13 protein-coding genes are annotated in these 16,548 nt (G+C 57.3%); 9 read left to right on the forward strand and 4 right to left on the reverse strand.

Translation table 11 applies throughout. The annotated features are described in order from the left end of the window. Window positions 1–90: 90 nt before the first annotated feature. Window positions 91–519 (reverse strand): SRPBCC family protein, encoded by a 429-nt coding sequence (locus tag MLD04_RS15430; protein WP_248160332.1) that lies wholly within the window; start codon window positions 517–519, stop codon window positions 91–93. A gap of 94 nt (window positions 520–613) precedes the next feature. Continuing rightward, entirely contained in the window at window positions 614–1,534 is a 921-nt protein-coding gene (locus tag MLD04_RS15435) for an AraC family transcriptional regulator (RefSeq protein WP_248160333.1), read from the reverse strand. 116 nt (window positions 1,535–1,650) lie between these two features. Here MLD04_RS15435 and MLD04_RS15440 point away from each other — a divergent pair, with 116 nt between their 5' ends. From MLD04_RS15440 to MLD04_RS15480, 9 genes are all read left to right on the forward strand, one after another. Continuing rightward, window positions 1,651–3,144 carry a CoA-acylating methylmalonate-semialdehyde dehydrogenase gene (locus MLD04_RS15440; protein WP_008937530.1) on the forward strand — a complete coding sequence of 498 codons (1,494 nt, stop codon included), beginning with the start codon at window positions 1,651–1,653 and terminating at the stop codon, window positions 3,142–3,144. Between the two features lie 98 nt (window positions 3,145–3,242). Beyond that, the gene (locus MLD04_RS15445) at window positions 3,243–4,409 is read left to right on the forward strand and encodes an acyl-CoA dehydrogenase family protein (protein WP_008937531.1); all 1,167 of its coding nucleotides are present in this window, start codon (window positions 3,243–3,245) and stop codon (window positions 4,407–4,409) included. Between the two features lie 30 nt (window positions 4,410–4,439). Next, on the forward strand, window positions 4,440–5,219 hold the full coding sequence (locus MLD04_RS15450) for an enoyl-CoA hydratase (protein ID WP_248160334.1): 780 nt from the start codon (window positions 4,440–4,442) through the stop codon (window positions 5,217–5,219). A 19-nt stretch (window positions 5,220–5,238) separates the two neighbouring features. Continuing rightward, window positions 5,239–6,318 (forward strand): enoyl-CoA hydratase/isomerase family protein, encoded by a 1,080-nt coding sequence (locus MLD04_RS15455; protein WP_248160335.1) that lies wholly within the window; start codon window positions 5,239–5,241, stop codon window positions 6,316–6,318. 11 nt (window positions 6,319–6,329) lie between these two features. Continuing rightward, window positions 6,330–7,220 (forward strand): 3-hydroxyisobutyrate dehydrogenase, encoded by an 891-nt coding sequence (gene mmsB / locus MLD04_RS15460; RefSeq protein WP_248160336.1) that lies wholly within the window; start codon window positions 6,330–6,332, stop codon window positions 7,218–7,220. A gap of 212 nt (window positions 7,221–7,432) precedes the next feature. Next, window positions 7,433–8,176 carry a THxN family PEP-CTERM protein gene (locus MLD04_RS15465; RefSeq protein WP_248160337.1) on the forward strand — a complete coding sequence of 248 codons (744 nt, stop codon included), beginning with the start codon at window positions 7,433–7,435 and terminating at the stop codon, window positions 8,174–8,176. Window positions 8,177–8,354: 178 nt separating this feature from the next. Beyond that, window positions 8,355–10,481 (forward strand): type VI secretion system Vgr family protein, encoded by a 2,127-nt coding sequence (locus MLD04_RS15470; RefSeq protein ID WP_008937535.1) that lies wholly within the window; start codon window positions 8,355–8,357, stop codon window positions 10,479–10,481. Next, window positions 10,444–11,313: a DUF4123 domain-containing protein gene (locus MLD04_RS15475; RefSeq protein ID WP_248160338.1), complete on the forward strand. Its 870-nt coding sequence runs from the start codon at window positions 10,444–10,446 to the stop codon at window positions 11,311–11,313. Before MLD04_RS15470 ends, MLD04_RS15475 begins: the two co-directional genes overlap by 38 nt. Next, the gene (locus MLD04_RS15480; protein ID WP_248160339.1) at window positions 11,300–13,762 is read left to right on the forward strand and encodes a LysM peptidoglycan-binding domain-containing protein; all 2,463 of its coding nucleotides are present in this window, start codon (window positions 11,300–11,302) and stop codon (window positions 13,760–13,762) included. The genes MLD04_RS15475 and MLD04_RS15480 overlap by 14 nt, the downstream gene beginning before the upstream one ends. Here MLD04_RS15480 and MLD04_RS15485 read toward each other — a convergent pair. Continuing rightward, a complete protein-coding gene (locus tag MLD04_RS15485; protein WP_248160340.1) occupies window positions 13,759–14,688 on the reverse strand; it encodes a formylglycine-generating enzyme family protein in 930 nt (309 codons plus the stop codon). The two genes, MLD04_RS15480 and MLD04_RS15485, sit on opposite strands and share 4 nt — an antisense overlap. Window positions 14,689–15,189: 501 nt before the next feature. Continuing rightward, window positions 15,190–16,548: formylglycine-generating enzyme family protein (locus MLD04_RS15490; protein WP_248160341.1), on the reverse strand; the 1,359-nt coding region annotated here is incomplete at its 5' end.

The raw sequence follows: 16,548 nt of genomic DNA on the forward strand, positions 1-16,548 counted from the left end.
GCGGGAGATTACAGAATCGGTATCGGCAGCCGGTTGCCTCAAATCAATTCTCTGACATTCATCAAGTAACGATTTGTTGCCCGGCCTGGTTCAGGCTAGTTTGGGTACACGCTTGATTCCCCTGCGGATTCCCTGCTCAAGGGCAGAGGAGACCACCTTGCCGGTAAAGGGGATGATATCCTCGAAACTGATGGTGTATTTCACGCGGGTCTTGCCGTCCCGGGTATCTTCGAACCGGATGCGACCGTGATGATGACGGATAGGGCTCATGCTGGTCAGGCTGTATTCGATCAGGGAGTCAGGCTCGAAGCTCAGGACGGTTTCTTCAATTCCGATCGGGCCAATGCCGATCTTGCGGACCGACCCTATGCCATTGGGATCGGCCTGGTCGCTGTCACGGATCCGTTTTACCGGGGCCCCAAGAAGCTGGCCGAATCTCTGGTGATCGGCGAACAGGGCGAACACTTTCCGTCGGGGTACATCGAAGGTTTCATCAATTTCAATCGTATACCGGGCCATGAGAATCACTCTTGTTATCTTTGGGAATCCCCAAGCCTACCCTGTGTTCGCCGGCAACAAAAGGTCAAAGCCGGTGGCGGCGATACTCTGGCCCTCAGTGACGGGGTGTGTGTCGATAGTCCCGGGGTGACTGGCCCATGACCTTCTTGAACAGCCTGGAAAAATAGTAGGCATCGTCGTAGCCGAGCCGTCGGCTGATGTCGGCGAAGCTGAGATCCGAGGTGTCCAGCATCTGGCAGGCGCGCTCCACTTTCAGGTGGAGGAAATGCTGAATCGGCGAGGTGCCGGTCTGCTCCCGGTAGCGGGTGGCGAAGTGGGCCGGGGAGAGTCCTGCCAGTTCCGCGAGCTGTTCCAGGCTGATGCGCTCGTCCAGGTGTTCGCGCATGTAATTGTGGATGGTATCCAGTTCGGCCCGGCGCTCGTGGCTGGTTTCGTCGGCGTTGAGCGGAACGGCGGCCAGGAGCTGTCGCAGCCGGTTGGCGGCATGAATCAGCCCGCGTGCCCGGAAACCGGTCTGGCGGACGGACAGCAGCCCGTTGAAATCGACCAGCAGTCTTGGCTGGCGACCGAGATGTCGGATCCGGTTACTGCCATCAAATCCCATGTAGTTTCGGAAATCCTCTGCCAGAGGGCCGGTGTAATGCACCCAGTGGATGCTCCATGGATTGTCCGGGTCGGCGGTGTAGCGGTGGTTGGCCCCCGCAGGGAGCAAAAGCAGGTCTCCGGCTTCCACGGTATGGGGCTCGCCGAGCACATTCAGGAAGGCCTTGCCATCCGTGCAATAAATCAAAAGATTGTCTCGGTGATGCTCCCGGTGCATGTGATGTCCGGCCGCCTTGCGGTAATGGCCGAACGCCAGCGGGTACAGCTCCCGCGTTAACGGATGATCGGCCATCAGGCGGACAATGGGATCGGGCACGACATACCGAATGCTGTCGGGAGGTACCGGCCACTGTGAGGTTTGGGTGCTTGCGGTGTTCTTCTGCCAATCGCTCATCGAAAAATAGTCCATCATGGGCGAAATTTAGTCAATCACTCTTTGCGACTGCGCGTGCTAGTCTTTTTTCAATCGTGGCTGGAACCCCCGGGTTGCAGCTGGCTTCCCTCATAACAACAAACAGGGATTTCACTATGAAAAAAGTACCTCTTTACCTCGCCGGTGAATTTGTCCAGAGCCATACCAAGGACTGGATCGACGTCACCGATCCGGCCACCAATGATGTGATTGCCCAGGCTCCCTGCACCACCCATGCGGAAATGGAGCAGGCCATCAAATACGCGAGCGAAACCTTCAAAACCTGGAAAGAAGTGCCGGTCTCCGAGCGCGCCCGGGTCATGCTTCGCTATCAGGCCTTGCTGAAAGAACATCACGACGAAATTGCCGAAATCCTGTCCCAGGAGACCGGCAAGACGTTTGAAGACGCCAAGGGCGATGTCTGGCGCGGTATCGAAGTGGTTGAGCACGCCGCCAACGTGGCATCCCTGATGATGGGCGAGACTGTTGAAAACGTGGCCCGCCAGGTGGACACCCATTCCTGGATCCAGCCGCTGGGCGTATGCGCCGGTATCACCCCGTTCAACTTCCCGGCCATGATTCCGCTGTGGATGTTCCCGATGGCGATTGCCTGCGGTAACACCTTTATCCTGAAGCCCTCCGAGCAGGATCCCCTGACACCGATGCGCCTGGCCGAACTGTTCGAGCACGCTGGCGCACCGAAGGGCGTTCTTCAGGTGGTTCACGGTGGTAAGGAGCAGGTGGATACCCTGCTGACCGACCCGGCCATCAAGGCGGTTTCTTTTGTCGGCTCCGTACCTGTCGGGCGCTATATCTACGAGACTGGCACCCGTCATATGAAGCGTGTCCAGAGCTTCGCCGGCGCCAAGAACCACATGGTGATCATGCCGGATGCCGACAAGCAGCAGGTTATAAATGCCCTGGTCGGTGCCTCTGTAGGTGCGGCCGGTCAACGTTGCATGGCGATTTCCGTGGCGGTATTCGTCGGTGAAGCCCAGCAGTGGATTCCGGAACTGAAGGAAGCCATGGCCAAGGCCCGTCCGGGTGCATGGGACGATTCCGGCGCCAGCTATGGCCCGATCATCAGTGCCAAGGCCAAGGATCGCATCGAGTCGCTGATCGCCACCGGTGAGGCCCAGGGGGCCAAACTGCTGCTCGACGGTCGTGGATGCACGGTTGAAGGTCTGCCGAATGGCAATTGGGTGGGTCCGACCCTGTTCAGCGACGTCACCCCGGAGATGGACATCTACAAAGAGGAAATCTTTGGTCCGGTACTGTCCTGCGTGAATGTGGACCATCTGGCGGATGCGATCGAACTGATCAACCAGAGCCCATACGGTAACGGCACCTCCATCTTTACGAACTCCGGTGGTGCGGCCCGTCGCTTCCAGCACGACATCGACGTGGGCCAGGTCGGGGTTAACATTCCCATTCCTGTGCCCCTGCCGTTCTTCTCTTTCACCGGATGGAAGGGGTCCTTCTACGGCGACCAGCATGCCTACGGCAAGCAGGCGGTGCGTTTCTACACTGAAACCAAGACGGTTACGTCCCGCTGGTTCGACACCGAAGGTACTTCCGCGGAAGCCAACTTCTCCATCCAGCTTCGTTAACAGCGTTGAGGGTGAGACCTTGGGCCGGTCGTCAGGCCGGCCCCTTCTTTTTTGGCTGAACGGCCACCCTCGAAATACGAATCGACAGGAGCCCGGTAGTGGACTTTGACCTGACTGATGATCAGAAGGCGTTCCGGGATGCCGCACGCGCCTTCGCCGAGAAATCCATGGCGCCCCATGCCGCCCAGTGGGACGAGGAACATATTTTTCCCGTCGACGTGATGAAAGAGGCGGGCGAAATGGGTTTCATGGGCCTGTACACCCCCGAAGCCCTCGGCGGGATGGGGCTCAGCCGTCTGGACACCTCGGTCATTGTGGAAGAGCTGGCAGCGGCCTGCCCCTCCACAGCGGCCTTTATCACCATTCACAACATGGCCACCTGGATGGTTGCGAGTTTTGCCTCGGAAGAACTTCGGCAGGACATCGTGCCGAGTCTCGCCAGTGGCGAAAAGCTTGCTTCCTATTGCCTGACCGAGCCGGGTGCGGGTTCCGACGCTGCCAGCCTCCGGACCCGAGCGGTCCGTGATGGCGACAGCTATGTCATCAATGGCAGCAAGATGTTCATCTCCGGCGCCGGCAGCACCGATATTCTGGTTCTGATGGCTCGTACCGGTGATCCGGACAGCGGTGCCAGAGGCATCTCCACGTTCGTGATTCCGGCCGATGCCGAGGGCATCTCCTATGGCAAGAACGAAGAGAAGATGGGATGGCACAGCCAGCCCACCCGCCTGGTCAGCCTGGAAGATGTCCGGATTCCGGCGGGCAATCGCGTGGGGGAGGAAGGTGACGGCTTCGCCATTGCCATGAAAGGCCTGGACGGAGGGCGTCTGAACATCGCTACCTGTTCCCTCGGCGGTGCCCAGGCGGCACTGTTGCGTGCCCGTAATTACCTGCACGAGCGGGAACAGTTCGGGAAGCCGCTGGCGGCTTTCCAGGCGCTGCAATTCAAACTGGCCGATATGGCGACCAACCTGGTCGCGGCGCGGCAAATGGTACGCCTTGGCGCCTTCAAACTGGACAAAGGTGACCCGGAGGCCACGCTTCATTGCGCGATGGCCAAGCGGTTTGCCACGGATGCCTGTTTTGACGTCGTCAATGAGGCACTGCAACTGCACGGTGGCTACGGATACATCCGCGAGTACCCTCTGGAGCGTTATCTCCGGGACTTGCGAGTCCACCAGATTCTTGAAGGCACCAACGAAATCATGCGTGTGATCGTGGCTCGCCGCCTGCTACAGGACGGTGTGGTCGAGGCCATCCAATAACAATGTAACACCGCAAACAGGAGATAACAGATGAGCGATCCCATTCAGCTCGAAAAACGTGGACACATTGCGGTTCTGACCATGAACAACCCGCCGGCCAACACCTGGACGGCAGATTCCCTGAACCTTCTGATCGACATCGTCGAGAACCTCAACGCGAACAAAGACATCTTTGCCCTGGTTCTGACCGGGCAGGGTGAGAAATTTTTCTCCGCCGGGGCGGATCTGAAAGCCTTTGCGGATGGCGACAAGGCTAACGCCAATTATCTGGGGCAGCTTTTCGGTCAGGCCTTTTCGGCGCTGACGGCTTTCCGGGGTGTTTCCATCGCTGCGATGAACGGCTACGCCATGGGCGGTGGCCTTGAGGTCGCCATGTCCTGCGACATCCGCATCGCCGAAGAGCACGCCCAGATGGCCCTGCCGGAAGCAACCGTGGGCCTTCTGCCTTGTGGTGGTGGTACCCAGAACCTGCCCTGGCTGGTGGGTGAAGGCTGGGCCAAGCGCATGATTCTGTGCGGCGAGCGAGTGAAGGCAGACAAAGCCCTCGAAATCGGACTGGTTGAAGAGGTTGTGCCAACCGGTAAATCGCTGGAGAAGGCGCTGGAGCTGGCGGAAGGCGCCTGCGGTCAGAGCCCGTCTGCCGTTGCCCGCTGCAAGAAGCTGGTGATGAGCGCCCGGGATGGTCGAAGCCATGAGGACGGCTGGCGCATGGAGCGGGAGCTGTTCGTCGAGCTGTTCTCCACCGAAGACCAGCGGGAAGGCGTCAACGCGTTCCTCGAAAAACGGAAACCGGAATGGAAGAACCGGTAAGTCCGGCAGGATGTCGATTATGAGTGATCAACCGATTGTTTTTGAAGAATGGCAGACCGCGGATGACGCGATCATCGCTGTGGCGCGGATAAACACGCCACGCAATCTCAATTCGCTGTCGCTGGATATGATTCGTCTGCTCAAGCCGCAGCTCAGCCGGTGGGCGGAAGATCCGAAGATCTGTGCGGTCTGGCTTGAGGCGGAAGGCGATAAGGCCTTCTGTGCCGGCGGTGACATTGTTTCGCTGTATCGGAGCATGACCGAGCCGGGCGACGCGGAGCTGGGAAAAACCTTCTTCACCGAAGAGTACGAACTGGACTACCAGATCCATACCTTCCCAAAGCCACTGGTGTGCTGGGGCCACGGCATTGTGATGGGCGGTGGCATCGGACTGATGGTCGGTGCCTCCCACCGGGTTGTGACTGAGAGTTCCAAAATGGCCATGCCCGAGGTGAACATCGGGCTCTATCCGGATGTAGCGGGGGGCTGGTTCCTGAACCGGATGCCCGGACGAACCGGCTTGTTCCTGGGACTGACCGGCGCACGGATCAACGCAGCCGATGCGTTGTTCGTGGGAATGGCCGATCGTTTCATCAAGCACGAACTCAAGGCGCAGGTGATCCAGGCCCTGCAGGACCAGCAGTGGAACGGTCAGGACGCGCACCAGGTGGTGGGTGCCGTGCTCCGGGAGTTCGAACAGCACAGTGGTGGTGCCATGCCGGCGTCCTCGGTGCGGGACTACCTTGATGAAATCAATCGGTCTGCCGATGGTGACTCGCTGGAACAGGTGGTGCAGCAACTGATGGAGTTGGGCAGCCGGGAAGACTGGCTTGGCAAGGTGACTCACAGTCTCGGCAACGCGTCACCCACATCGCTGGCGCTGGTCTGGAAACATCTGCACAGCTGTCGTCTCGACAGCCTCCGGGAAGTCCTGGACAAAGAGCTGGTGATTTCCTGCAACTGCCTCGACAAGGGCGAGTTTGCCGAAGGCGTCCGGGCTCTGCTGATCGACAAGGATCTGCAGCCGAGGTGGCGCTATGCCTCGCTCTCGGAGGTTGATGGCAACTGGATTGACGATTTCTTCACAGTACAACAATAAGGGGAAGAACCATGGCAAAGATTACGTTCATTGGTCTGGGCAATATGGGTGGGCCCATGGCCTCCAACCTGATCAAGGCGGGGCATGAGGTGACGGTTTTCGATCTGTCCAAGGCGGCGGTCGAAGCGCTGGTAGCCGAAGGCGCCAAAACGTCCGATACCGCTCACAGTGCGGCAGACGGTGCGGAATGTGTCATCACCATGCTGCCCGCCGGCCAGCACGTGGAAGCTGTCTACCTCGGTGACGATGGACTCCTGGCGCGCTTGCCGGCAGATACGCTGATCATCGACTCGTCCACCATCGCGCCGGAAACCGCCCGTGGTGTCGCCGAAGCCGCGAAAGAGAAGAATCTGCCGTTCATCGATGCACCGGTGTCCGGTGGTGTTGGTGGTGCCAAGGCAGGAACCCTGACCTTCATTTGCGGCGGGGAAGAGGATACGTTCAACCGTGCCAAACTGATCCTGGAGGCCATGGGCAAGAACATCTTCCACGCCGGTCCCCACGGTGCCGGCCAGGTCGCCAAGATCTGCAACAACATGCTGTTGGCCATCCTGATGTCCGGCACCAGCGAAGCGCTGGCGCTGGGCGCCAAAAACGGCCTGGATCCGGCAGTCCTGTCGGAAATCATGAAGCAGAGTTCCGGCGGCAACTGGGCGCTGAACGTCTACAACCCATGGCCGGGCGTGATGGAGGGGGTTCCGGCTTCCCGGGATTACCAGGGGGGCTTCCTGGTGAAGCTCATGACCAAGGACCTGGGCCTCGCCTTCGACAATGCGGTGAAGAATCAGGCCTCCATCCCCATGGGCTCGCTGGCCCGTAACCTGTTCCAGCTGCACGCCGGACAGGGCAACGAAGACCTGGATTTCTCCAGTATTCAACGTCTGTACCGCGGCGAGAATTAAGACCGTCGAAAAACAGAAAGGGGCGCCACTGAGCGCCCCTTTCTGTTTTCAGGCGCCTTCTGGCTAAAGTGTCATAATTGTTTACATAGGTGAGAATGTTACCTATTTAAAGTTATGATAATAAAGGAAAAAAATAATGGCATGATTTTGGCTTAAGTTTGATGCGTGTCGAAGGGGCACGTTTCCATTGGATCGGATTGAAGGATTACACAATGAAATTTATCAAATCGTGCTTGGGTGCAGCGGCTCTTGCTCTGGTGTCGTCTACGGCACTGGCATTTCCAATCAGCCTTGACTCTGTGAGTGGCGAATGGGTTAACGCTTCGGGTGGGGCAAATGTCACCGGCGAAGGAACCAGCCAGATTCGCTGGGGCTATGGCAGTCCTCAGAGTGGGTATGGCTTTGCGCCTAATGGTGCCTTGCCTCAGGTTATTAACGACACGGCGCCGTTTATGCTGGGTACCTTTACCCACTACAACTATCCGATTGCCAGTGAAACGGCCATAGATAGTGTTGATCTGAACGTGTTTGCGGATTTTTCCAATACCAGTGGCAACGTTTCCAGCGGCCCTTTCACATTCAACTTCCTGCACAATGAAACGCCGAACACGGCGCCGGTTGAGCATTGCGACGCTTTCTGCCAAATTGTCTATTTCTTCACTGGCAAATATAAGCCTTCCTACAGCTACGATGGGCCTGTGGACGATATCGTCCAGATCATGTTCGATGAGCAGATGGCGAGCTCGGAATTTCTCCTGGGGTCCAAAGCCTATACCCTTAATCTTCTGGGTTTTGAAGGTGACTCTTCATTGCTCTATACACCGGAGTATGAGCAAACCTCGGTGGACCTGCTCGCCAACCTTGAGGTTCGGAACGTTCCAGAGCCTGGAACGCTGGCGCTACTTGCTCTGGGCCTGGCCGGCTTGGGTGTAGCGCGGCGCAAAACTGCCGCCTGAGTGCTTCCGATCAAAAGCCCCGTTTCGACGGGGCTTTTTTCATTCTGTTGAGCAGGCTGGATTTTAAAAGCAGCAGCTGGTAATTTGCGGACCTGTGAACCGGGACTGCCATCAAGGATGGGATGGCTGAAGGCCCCGGTGCTCAACGGATGACATCGCAGCTTCAAGGATTGAAGACATGCCCCATGCAAGCGGACTGCAGTTCACCGCCCGTGTCGGTGACTTTGCCCCTGATCATTTCGTCGTCGTCGGCTTTACGTTGACGGAGGCGCTCTCCGAACTCTTCCTCGGCCGAATCGACCTGGCCAGTACCGATCCCCGCGTAACCGCCGAGTCTGTTCTGGAACAGCCCGTGGATCTCGTGGTCTGGCAGGACAGTGAGCCCCTGCGTCGTTTCACCGGCGTGATCAACGAATTTGCCCGGGGCGACAGTGGCCATCACCGGACCCGGTACGAAGTTGTCTTCCAGCCGGCCCTGTGGCGTCTTGGCCTGATGCACAACAGCCGGATTTTCCAGGGCCAGGCGACGGACGCTATCGTCCGGACCCTCTTGGAGGAACGGGGGATCGTCGATGCCGTGATGGATCTCAAGCGCCAGCCATCCGAACGGGAGTATTGCGTACAGCACCGGGAAACCGATCTGGCGTTCGTGGAGCGGCTTGCGGCCGAAGAAGGCTGGCATTACCGCTACCAGCATGGTGACGTCGACGGTGATACGGCACCGGGCCTGATTTTCGCCGATCATCATGGCAATGCACCGGAACTGTCACCAGTAACCTACAACGCCCGTGCCGGCGGAAGCGTTCGGACCCCCTGCGTATTCCGCTTTGAGTACCGTGAGCGGGTGCGGGCGGCGTCTGTTGTGCTCAAGGATTACACGTTCCGGAACCCCGCATACGCCCTGATGCATGAGCGCTCGGGCACAACGAACTCGCGGCATGATTATCAGCATTTTGATTATCCGGGGCGCTACAAGGCCGATGCCAGCGGCCAGCCATTCGCTGCGGCCCGCCGGGATGCACTGCGCAATGATGCCTGCACCGCCCGGGGTGAGAGTAATCGCGCGGATTTTTTCCCGGGCGCCCGTGTGGCTCTCACGGACCACGAAGAAGAGCGTCTGAATCAGGACTGGCTGATCACGGCGGTGACTCATTCGGGGCACCAGCCCCAGGCCCTTGAGGAAGAAGGGGGCTCGGAGCCCACCCGCTACCATAATTTTTTCAACGCCATTCCCTCCGATCGGACCTGGCGACCGCTGTGTGAACATCGCCCTCTGATGGATGGTCCCCAGGTCGCCATCGTCACCGGCCCCGAGGGTGAAGAAATCCACTGTGATCAGTACGGACGGGTCAAAGTGCGGTTCCCGTGGGACCGGTACGCCGGCAACGACGAAAACAGCAGTGCCTGGCTTCGGGTCAGTCAGGCCTGGGCCGGTGGCCAATACGGTTTCATGGCGCTTCCCCGAATCGGTCATGAAGTGATTGTCTCGTTCCTCGATGGCGACCCGGACCAGCCGATTATTACCGGCCGAACCCATCATGCCACCAATCTGTCCCCCTACACACTGCCCGAACATAAAACCCGGACCGTACTGAAAACCCGGACCCACAAGGGCGAAGGCAGCAATGAACTGCGATTCGAGGACGAAGCAGGGCAGGAACAGGTTTTTGTCCATGCCCAGAAGGATCTGGATCTGGTGACCGAAAACAATCGGACCGAGGTGGTCCGTAACGACAGCCACGTTACGACGGGCAATCACCGTTTCAGTGAGGTGGGCGGCGACAGGCATGACACCGTCAAGGGTGAACACCGCACGCGGGTCGGCGGCGATTACAGCCTGATCGCGAATGGGAGTCTCCACAGTCGGTTGGGCGAAAGCCAGCTGGTGGAGGCAGGTTCCGAGATCCATCACCAGGCCGGCATCAAGGTTGTGATTGAAGCGGGGGCCGAAATCACACTCAAAGCCGGTGGCAGTTTCCTGAAAATCGATCCCGGTGGTGTGACCATCTCCGGGCCCGCTATTCGCATCAACTCGGGCGGCGCCCCGGGGAGTGGCGCGGGGCAGGCGGCCAGGGAGCCCCAGGCGCCCCAATCCATTCACTCTGACCAGCCGGTTTCCGGTGCATCGCCGGACCTGGCCCAGACGTCAACCCGAGACCTTGCGGCGCCCGCGGGGTTTGTTCCACCGGCATTGTCGGATGAACGCGGAAAACTCCTGGCCGAGGCCGCCCAGCAAGGCGCGCTATCCCTTTCGGAATGTGATTACGATGAGCATGGACGCTGCAGACTGCATCAACACTCTTGAACACGTGGCACCCCCGGTTTCCTTACCCGATGCAGCGGATTTTGCCATTGTTGACCTGGCCGCGGACGAGCAATCCCTGCAGTGCATCTACGACGCGATGATCGGGGAATCGGTCCAGTGGCTCAGTCTCTTCCAGAACACGCCCTGGTTTCCGCAATGGAAGCAGGGGCCGGTGCTCCTGGATCTGCGACAGGCACCGGTATTCCGGAATGCATTGATTGAACGCATGGTGACTGTTCCGAGCGGGTTGCTGGTCCGGACAAACTGGTCCATGGACGAATTTCATGCACATATCAGTCATTGCATTCACGACGGCGTGCCGGTGGACGGGCACCTGCTGCGCCTGCATGAACCCCGCTGGTTTGGACCACTGCTCTGTGCCGTGGGCGACAGGCAACGCCAGGCCATCCTTGCGGCCGGATCGCACTGGTTCTGGTATGACAGCCACACCTGGCGTACAGCGATGCCGGATCCCCACGAACCGGCGCCCGGAGATCGCCCACTGCCCCGTTTATCCCTCGACAGGCTCGAGGCAACGACACGCTACTGGCTGGCGGCCGAAGCGAGGGGATATCGCGCTCACTATGAATCGGTATTGCCGCAGGATGTATCGGCCACAGCCTGGATCCTGACCCGATTGCAGGAAGCCCATAAAGCCGGCTTTCGTCAGAGCGATTACCTGGAGCGCTGGCTCCGACTCGCCATCCGGCAGGGGGCCGGGTTTCACCGTCGTTCACCGTACTCCGTGTTTCTTGAAGATGAATCCAAGACCCCCGGTTATCGATTGAGCGCCATGGAAGGCGCCATGGAGAATGCAAATGCCACACTATGAAGTACAGTCCGGAGATACCCTGTCGGCCATCGCCCGCGACCATCAGGTCAGCATTGCCGCGCTCAGGGCCGAGAACCCCCGAATTAAAGATGCGGATCACATCGAGGCCGGGTGGACCCTGTCGATTCCACCGTCGTCTTCAGGGGCCGTTGCGATGCCGGAGCCAAAGACCGCCGGGCAACCGGCGTCTTCCGAGTGCGCGGCCAAAGCCTGTCGCACGGAATATGCGGACATCATTCATGAAATGGGGGCGGGTGATGAGGCCTGGTGCCTCGCCTTGCCGGATGCCGCGGCCGAAGAGCTCTATCGGGAAATCGAGGAGATGGATGCCTTGATGGCCGAGTTCCGGGCCGCCCAGAACAAAGCTCAGGATCCAGGGAGCGACCAGCCATCGCCCGAACGTCAATGGATGATCAAGGCGGCGGAAAAAGGCGTGATCCAGCCAGACTCCGATGATCAGGAAGAACAGGAACCGGACAAGGTATCCCCGATTCGTTCCCGGATTGCCGCCATAGATGAGCAGATCCGCTGGTTCGATGACTACGATACGGATTATATCTGGTCGGCCATCAGCGCAGACGACGAGAAGCGGGAGGAAATCCTGACCACGGCCAGAAACCGGCGCCTCGCTATGCTTCGAAAACAACGAGAGGCGCTTCAGGCCCAATTGGAAGAGACGGATACGAACCGGGGCGTCCGTGGCCAGGGCGTCCAGTCCCGCGACTTTGACCCGCGCCGAAGTAACCGCGTTGAGGCGGGCATTATCGAGATCATGGTATTCAGCCGCCCCGGTCGCTGGCATTACGTCCGGAAAGGGGTTTATCGGAGGATCCTGGCCAGTTATGCCTCGATCCGTTACGTCCGTAAAACCCGGGCCATGGCGGATATGCTTAGCAACAAGTCGGCGACAGCGCGGGAGCTGATCGGCAAGATCCGGGACGATCTGAAGACCGATGCGGCCAAGAGCCCCATCGGCAATATCGAAGTCAAATTCGCAGAAGCGAAAGAAGATTTCTATCTCCTGGGCAAGGAACATTCGAAACTGACCTGGAATTCCAGCAAGGGTGAGGCGCCTTCCGAGAACCAGCTTCAGGTAGGCGCCGAGGCGCAGCTCATGCGATTTGCCATGCAGGCCAGTGCCGGTGTCAATAACTTCGATTTGAGCACCGGAGAAATCGATATCGGCACCCGGGCCAGCGCGTCCATGGCGTTACTCGAAGCCGAGGCGAAGCTGGCGGAAGTGTTTGTGCCCGACGAGGCAGGCTGGGACTGCCGGTTTACCTTCCGGAATCGAAACGGGGAATTGTCGGACCTGGCGTTCGGTGCCTTTCGTCTCTCCGGCGACATTACACTCAACTGCTTTGTTGGCGGCCGGGCCGGCGGTGAAGCCAATGCCCGGCTGAGTACCGGTGCGGCGACCTTTCTCCTCTCCGATCAAAAAAGTATCAAGCCTGATCCGAATGCCGGGCTATCGGTCTCCGGCAACGCCTTCGCCGGCGCCGAAGCCGGTGGTGCCGTCAGTGGCAAGTTCAGCTGGGTGCATCCGGATGAGCAGTTCAATACCAATGCAAACTGGCAGGAGCTGCTGAAGATCGAGGCAGGGGCGACTGTTGCGGCGGGTGTTGGGGCCGGGATGGATTTTGGATTGGAAATTGACCGAACCAATATCCTTATGAAGTGTAGCGGTCGGTTGGTGTTTGGTCCGGGGGCGAGCGGAAGCTTTGGGACTACGGTGGAACTGGGTAACTGTTGGAATCTATGCCGAGCCGTGTTTTCTGCTCTTTCACAAACGGACTATTCGTACCTTGCTAATGTTGATGGCGACTTGTTCCGCCTTTGGTCCCAAAATCTTTATCTTTCACTTACCAATGATTTAGGCAAAGCTGCCGATTGGTTTAATCAGCCTTTGGAAAAATTGTATGAGGCTTGGGACCAGCGTCGTAAATTGAAAGATGAGGCGGAAACTTTAGCTGCTAGAATTCGCTCAGGTCGACTAGAAAATGTTTTGGAGGGCGACGACGGCTCCCTAACACTCTATAGCCTTCCGCCAGAAACAATGGGCATTTTGTGCCACACGCTCTTACACTCATTTTTTGAGTCTGCCGAAGAAGAGCAGGAGAGGGCCTTGATATTCATCCTTTCACATGTAACAACGTGGCGAAAGTTCTTCGAAGTCCTTCAGCACATGACCGCAGACGGATCGCCATGTAACGCAATGAAATCCTTAGAAAAGATTTGTGCAATATTAGATGATGGGTATTCAGTAGGGGACAATCAGCTTCGGCAGTTTCATGAGTGGGTCCACTCAGAATTAGCTGTGGCACCTGAAGACATGCCGCCAAAAAATATTGCATGGAAACCTTCCAGCGTGAGGAAAAACTGGAATCGCGTTCGAGAGAAGCTACTTGCTTACGAACAGAGGTATGCAGAAAAGATTACTGTCGTTTAGTTTGATAGTGAACATCGGAAACCCTGCATAATATAAAAGTCGTTGAGTTCCCAGTCGTGATGACGGTTTAGTGTGGTGTTAGTAGATGGGGTGCTTCTGTTATCACCGCCCCTAATGACTTTGCTGGTTCCATTTGTAGGGCCTTTGGGGTTGTGGGTGGAGCTTGAGCGGTAATAGTTTTTGCTATACCAATCATTTACCCACTCTCCTGTATTCCCGGTAAGGTCGTATAAACCAAGTGGATTAGGCGGAAAGCGTCCTACATCTTGGGTATATCGTCTTTTGTTTTCACGGACGTAATTCCGCCCCTGTTCAATTTTCCCATTGTCCGTCGCATACAAAACATTCTGCCCCCGATTCCGTGCGGCAAACTCCCACTGGGCTTCTGTCGGAAGATCCACGGGGCGGTCGGCCAGTTCGCCAACCCACAGGCAGTAGTCTTTGGGTTCCTGCCAGTTTTTTGTCCAGGCGGGTTTGTCGGGTTCAAACAGGTACTGCCGGTCTTCGCGCTCCCTCAGGTCCTGTTCATAGGGCGTTTTTCCCTGCAGTTCCCGAAACAGATCAAAGTCGGCCATGGTGGTTTCGTACCTGGCGAGCGCGTAGTCGTCCAGGACGACTTTGTGGGCGAAATCGTTGTCCCGGTCGAAATCGCTCATGCAGAGCTGATCGGATCCGGGCTCACAGGGCACCTTGAATTCGCCCATCATGAAGCTGCCGCCCTCGATGAAGACCATGTTGTCGAGGGCCCGAACCACCAGTTCGGTGACCTGCTGTTGTTTGCTGGAGGCGAGGTCCGGGTAACGGCTTTCGACCCGGGCCTGGATGGCGTCAATTTCGCTGTTGGAGAGGGTTGTGCTGGTGATGGACGATGAACTGCTGCAGCCGGCAAGCGACAGTGCCAGCAGAAGCGCTGAGACGCGATGCATGGAAACTCCATTTCCTGTTAACAGATATCCTTTTCGGGGTTCAGTTTACCAAAAACCCGATTCGGCGTCCCGGTGGCACATTACGATTGCATCACCTTGAACGGGCCTACACTGGTAGGCCAACCGGCAAAAAGGTAGTCACAAGGGATGAACAAGAGTCTCCCCGCTCGTCGCAGCAAGCGGAAAACCGGCTGATCCCCGCTGGCCTGTCCCTGCCGATCTTGCAGTCAGCGAAGGACGCGCTGGGGCTATATGATCTTTCTGCGGAAACTCGAGTCTTGGGAGAAATAACTGGGGAAGGCACGAGTTTTTTCTCATATATCGACCTAGCGGAATTTCTTTATGTCATTACTGGATTAATCATGAGCTAAGAACTAGTCCCAGCGATTACCCAGCTTGTGAACTGGATTGGCTTCCGACCGCTGCTCCCAAAGATTGGAATCTTATCCGACAAAAAATAATGGCATATAACAAAAAATATGGTGATCCCGTTTCGATAGCTTAATTATTGATACCGCACCGAAAACTGACTAGGTTGGAGTAAAACTCGAGAGTTTTTTGATGCCTTCTAAAAACTGAAGTGTTGGCGGGAGGAGCATTTATGAAGCTGCCTCCGCGAACAACATGGGACTCACCATGGAGGGGACCTTTCGGGTTATTGGTGGCGCTTTTATGGTAATAATCTTCCGAATAGAGGTCATTGACCCATTCTGTTGCATTGCCCATTAAATCATATAGACCTAGTGGGTTTGGTGGGTACGTGCCGACGGCGCGTGTGATTGAGGACAGCTTGTCTGAAGGGTAATTTTCACCCAGATCGATTTTCCCTGTATCGGTGGCATAGAGCACATTCTGGCCTCGGTTCCGCGCCGCATATTCCCATTGTGCTTCAGTTGGCAAGTCGAAGGGGCGGCCTGCCAGTTCGCCGACCCAAAGGCAGTAGTCTTTGGGTTCCTGCCAACTCTTGGTCCAAGCAGGCTTGTTTGGATCAAACCAGTCTTTCCTGTGCTCACGTTTGCGTAACATTCTCTTGTAAGGGGCTTTTCCCTGAATCTCGCGGAATAAATCAAAGTCGGATATTGTCGTCTCGTATTTTGCAAGGAAATAGTCGTCCAGGACGACTTTGTGGGCGAAATCGTTGTCCCGGTCGAAATCGCTCATGCAGAGCTGATCGGATCCGGGCTCACAGGGCACCTTGAATTCGCCCATCATGAAGCTGCCGCCCTCGATGAAGACCATGTTGTCGAGGGCCCGAACCACCAGTTCGGTGACCTGCTGTTGTTTGCTGGACGAGAGGTCGGGGTAACGGTCTTCTACCCGGGTCTGGATGGCGTCGATTTCACTGTCAGAGAGGGTCGTGCTAGTAATGGACGACGAGATTCTGCAGCGAAAACCGTACAGTTCTGAGTAGAACTGGAGTGGCTTGTGTTTACCTCTGAAGGTCGTTGTATTGCCTTCTGGCGCATCGATAAATGTGCCACCTCGCACAACGTGGACATCGTCATAGTCGGGACCCATGGGGTTTCTTTCGGGGCTTTTCCGATAATAATCTACTGAGTAGAAATCATTAACCCATTCGGTGACGTTACCCATCAAATCATATAACCCCAGCGGATTTGGCGGGAAACTGCCGACAGGCTTTGAGTGGAAGCGATCTTCATCTGCCACGTAGTTTCGTCCCTGCTCAATTTTCCCATTGTCCGTCGCATACAAAACATTCTGCCCCCGATTCCGCGCCGCAAATTCCCACTGGGCTTCGGTCGGCAAATCGACGGGCCGGTCAGCCAGTTCGCCAACCCACTGGCAGTAATCCTTGGGTTCCTGCCAGTTCTTTGTCCAGGCAGGTTTGTCGGGTTCAAA

This window comes from Marinobacter koreensis, from assembly GCF_023156285.1.
Taxonomy (GTDB): domain Bacteria; phylum Pseudomonadota; class Gammaproteobacteria; order Pseudomonadales; family Oleiphilaceae; genus Marinobacter; species Marinobacter koreensis.

Excerpts from the sequence above, each read along its gene's own strand:
- MLD04_RS15455 (WP_248160335.1), top strand. The coding sequence starts at position 5,239 with ATGAGTGATCAACCGATTGTTTTTGAAGAATGGCAGACCGCGGATGAC.
- MLD04_RS15450 (WP_248160334.1), top strand. The coding sequence starts at position 4,440 with ATGAGCGATCCCATTCAGCTCGAAAAACGTGGACACATTGCGGTTCTG.
- mmsB (WP_248160336.1), top strand. The coding sequence starts at position 6,330 with ATGGCAAAGATTACGTTCATTGGTCTGGGCAATATGGGTGGGCCCATG.
- MLD04_RS15465 (WP_248160337.1), top strand. The coding sequence starts at position 7,433 with ATGAAATTTATCAAATCGTGCTTGGGTGCAGCGGCTCTTGCTCTGGTG.
- MLD04_RS15470 (WP_008937535.1), top strand. The coding sequence starts at position 8,355 with ATGCCCCATGCAAGCGGACTGCAGTTCACCGCCCGTGTCGGTGACTTT.
- MLD04_RS15440 (WP_008937530.1), top strand. The coding sequence starts at position 1,651 with ATGAAAAAAGTACCTCTTTACCTCGCCGGTGAATTTGTCCAGAGCCAT.
- MLD04_RS15430 (WP_248160332.1), bottom strand. The coding sequence starts at position 519 with ATGGCCCGGTATACGATTGAAATTGATGAAACCTTCGATGTACCCCGA.
- MLD04_RS15485 (WP_248160340.1), bottom strand. The coding sequence starts at position 14,688 with ATGCATCGCGTCTCAGCGCTTCTGCTGGCACTGTCGCTTGCCGGCTGC.
- MLD04_RS15480 (WP_248160339.1), top strand. The coding sequence starts at position 11,300 with ATGCCACACTATGAAGTACAGTCCGGAGATACCCTGTCGGCCATCGCC.
- MLD04_RS15475 (WP_248160338.1), top strand. The coding sequence starts at position 10,444 with ATGAGCATGGACGCTGCAGACTGCATCAACACTCTTGAACACGTGGCA.
- MLD04_RS15435 (WP_248160333.1), bottom strand. The coding sequence starts at position 1,534 with ATGATGGACTATTTTTCGATGAGCGATTGGCAGAAGAACACCGCAAGC.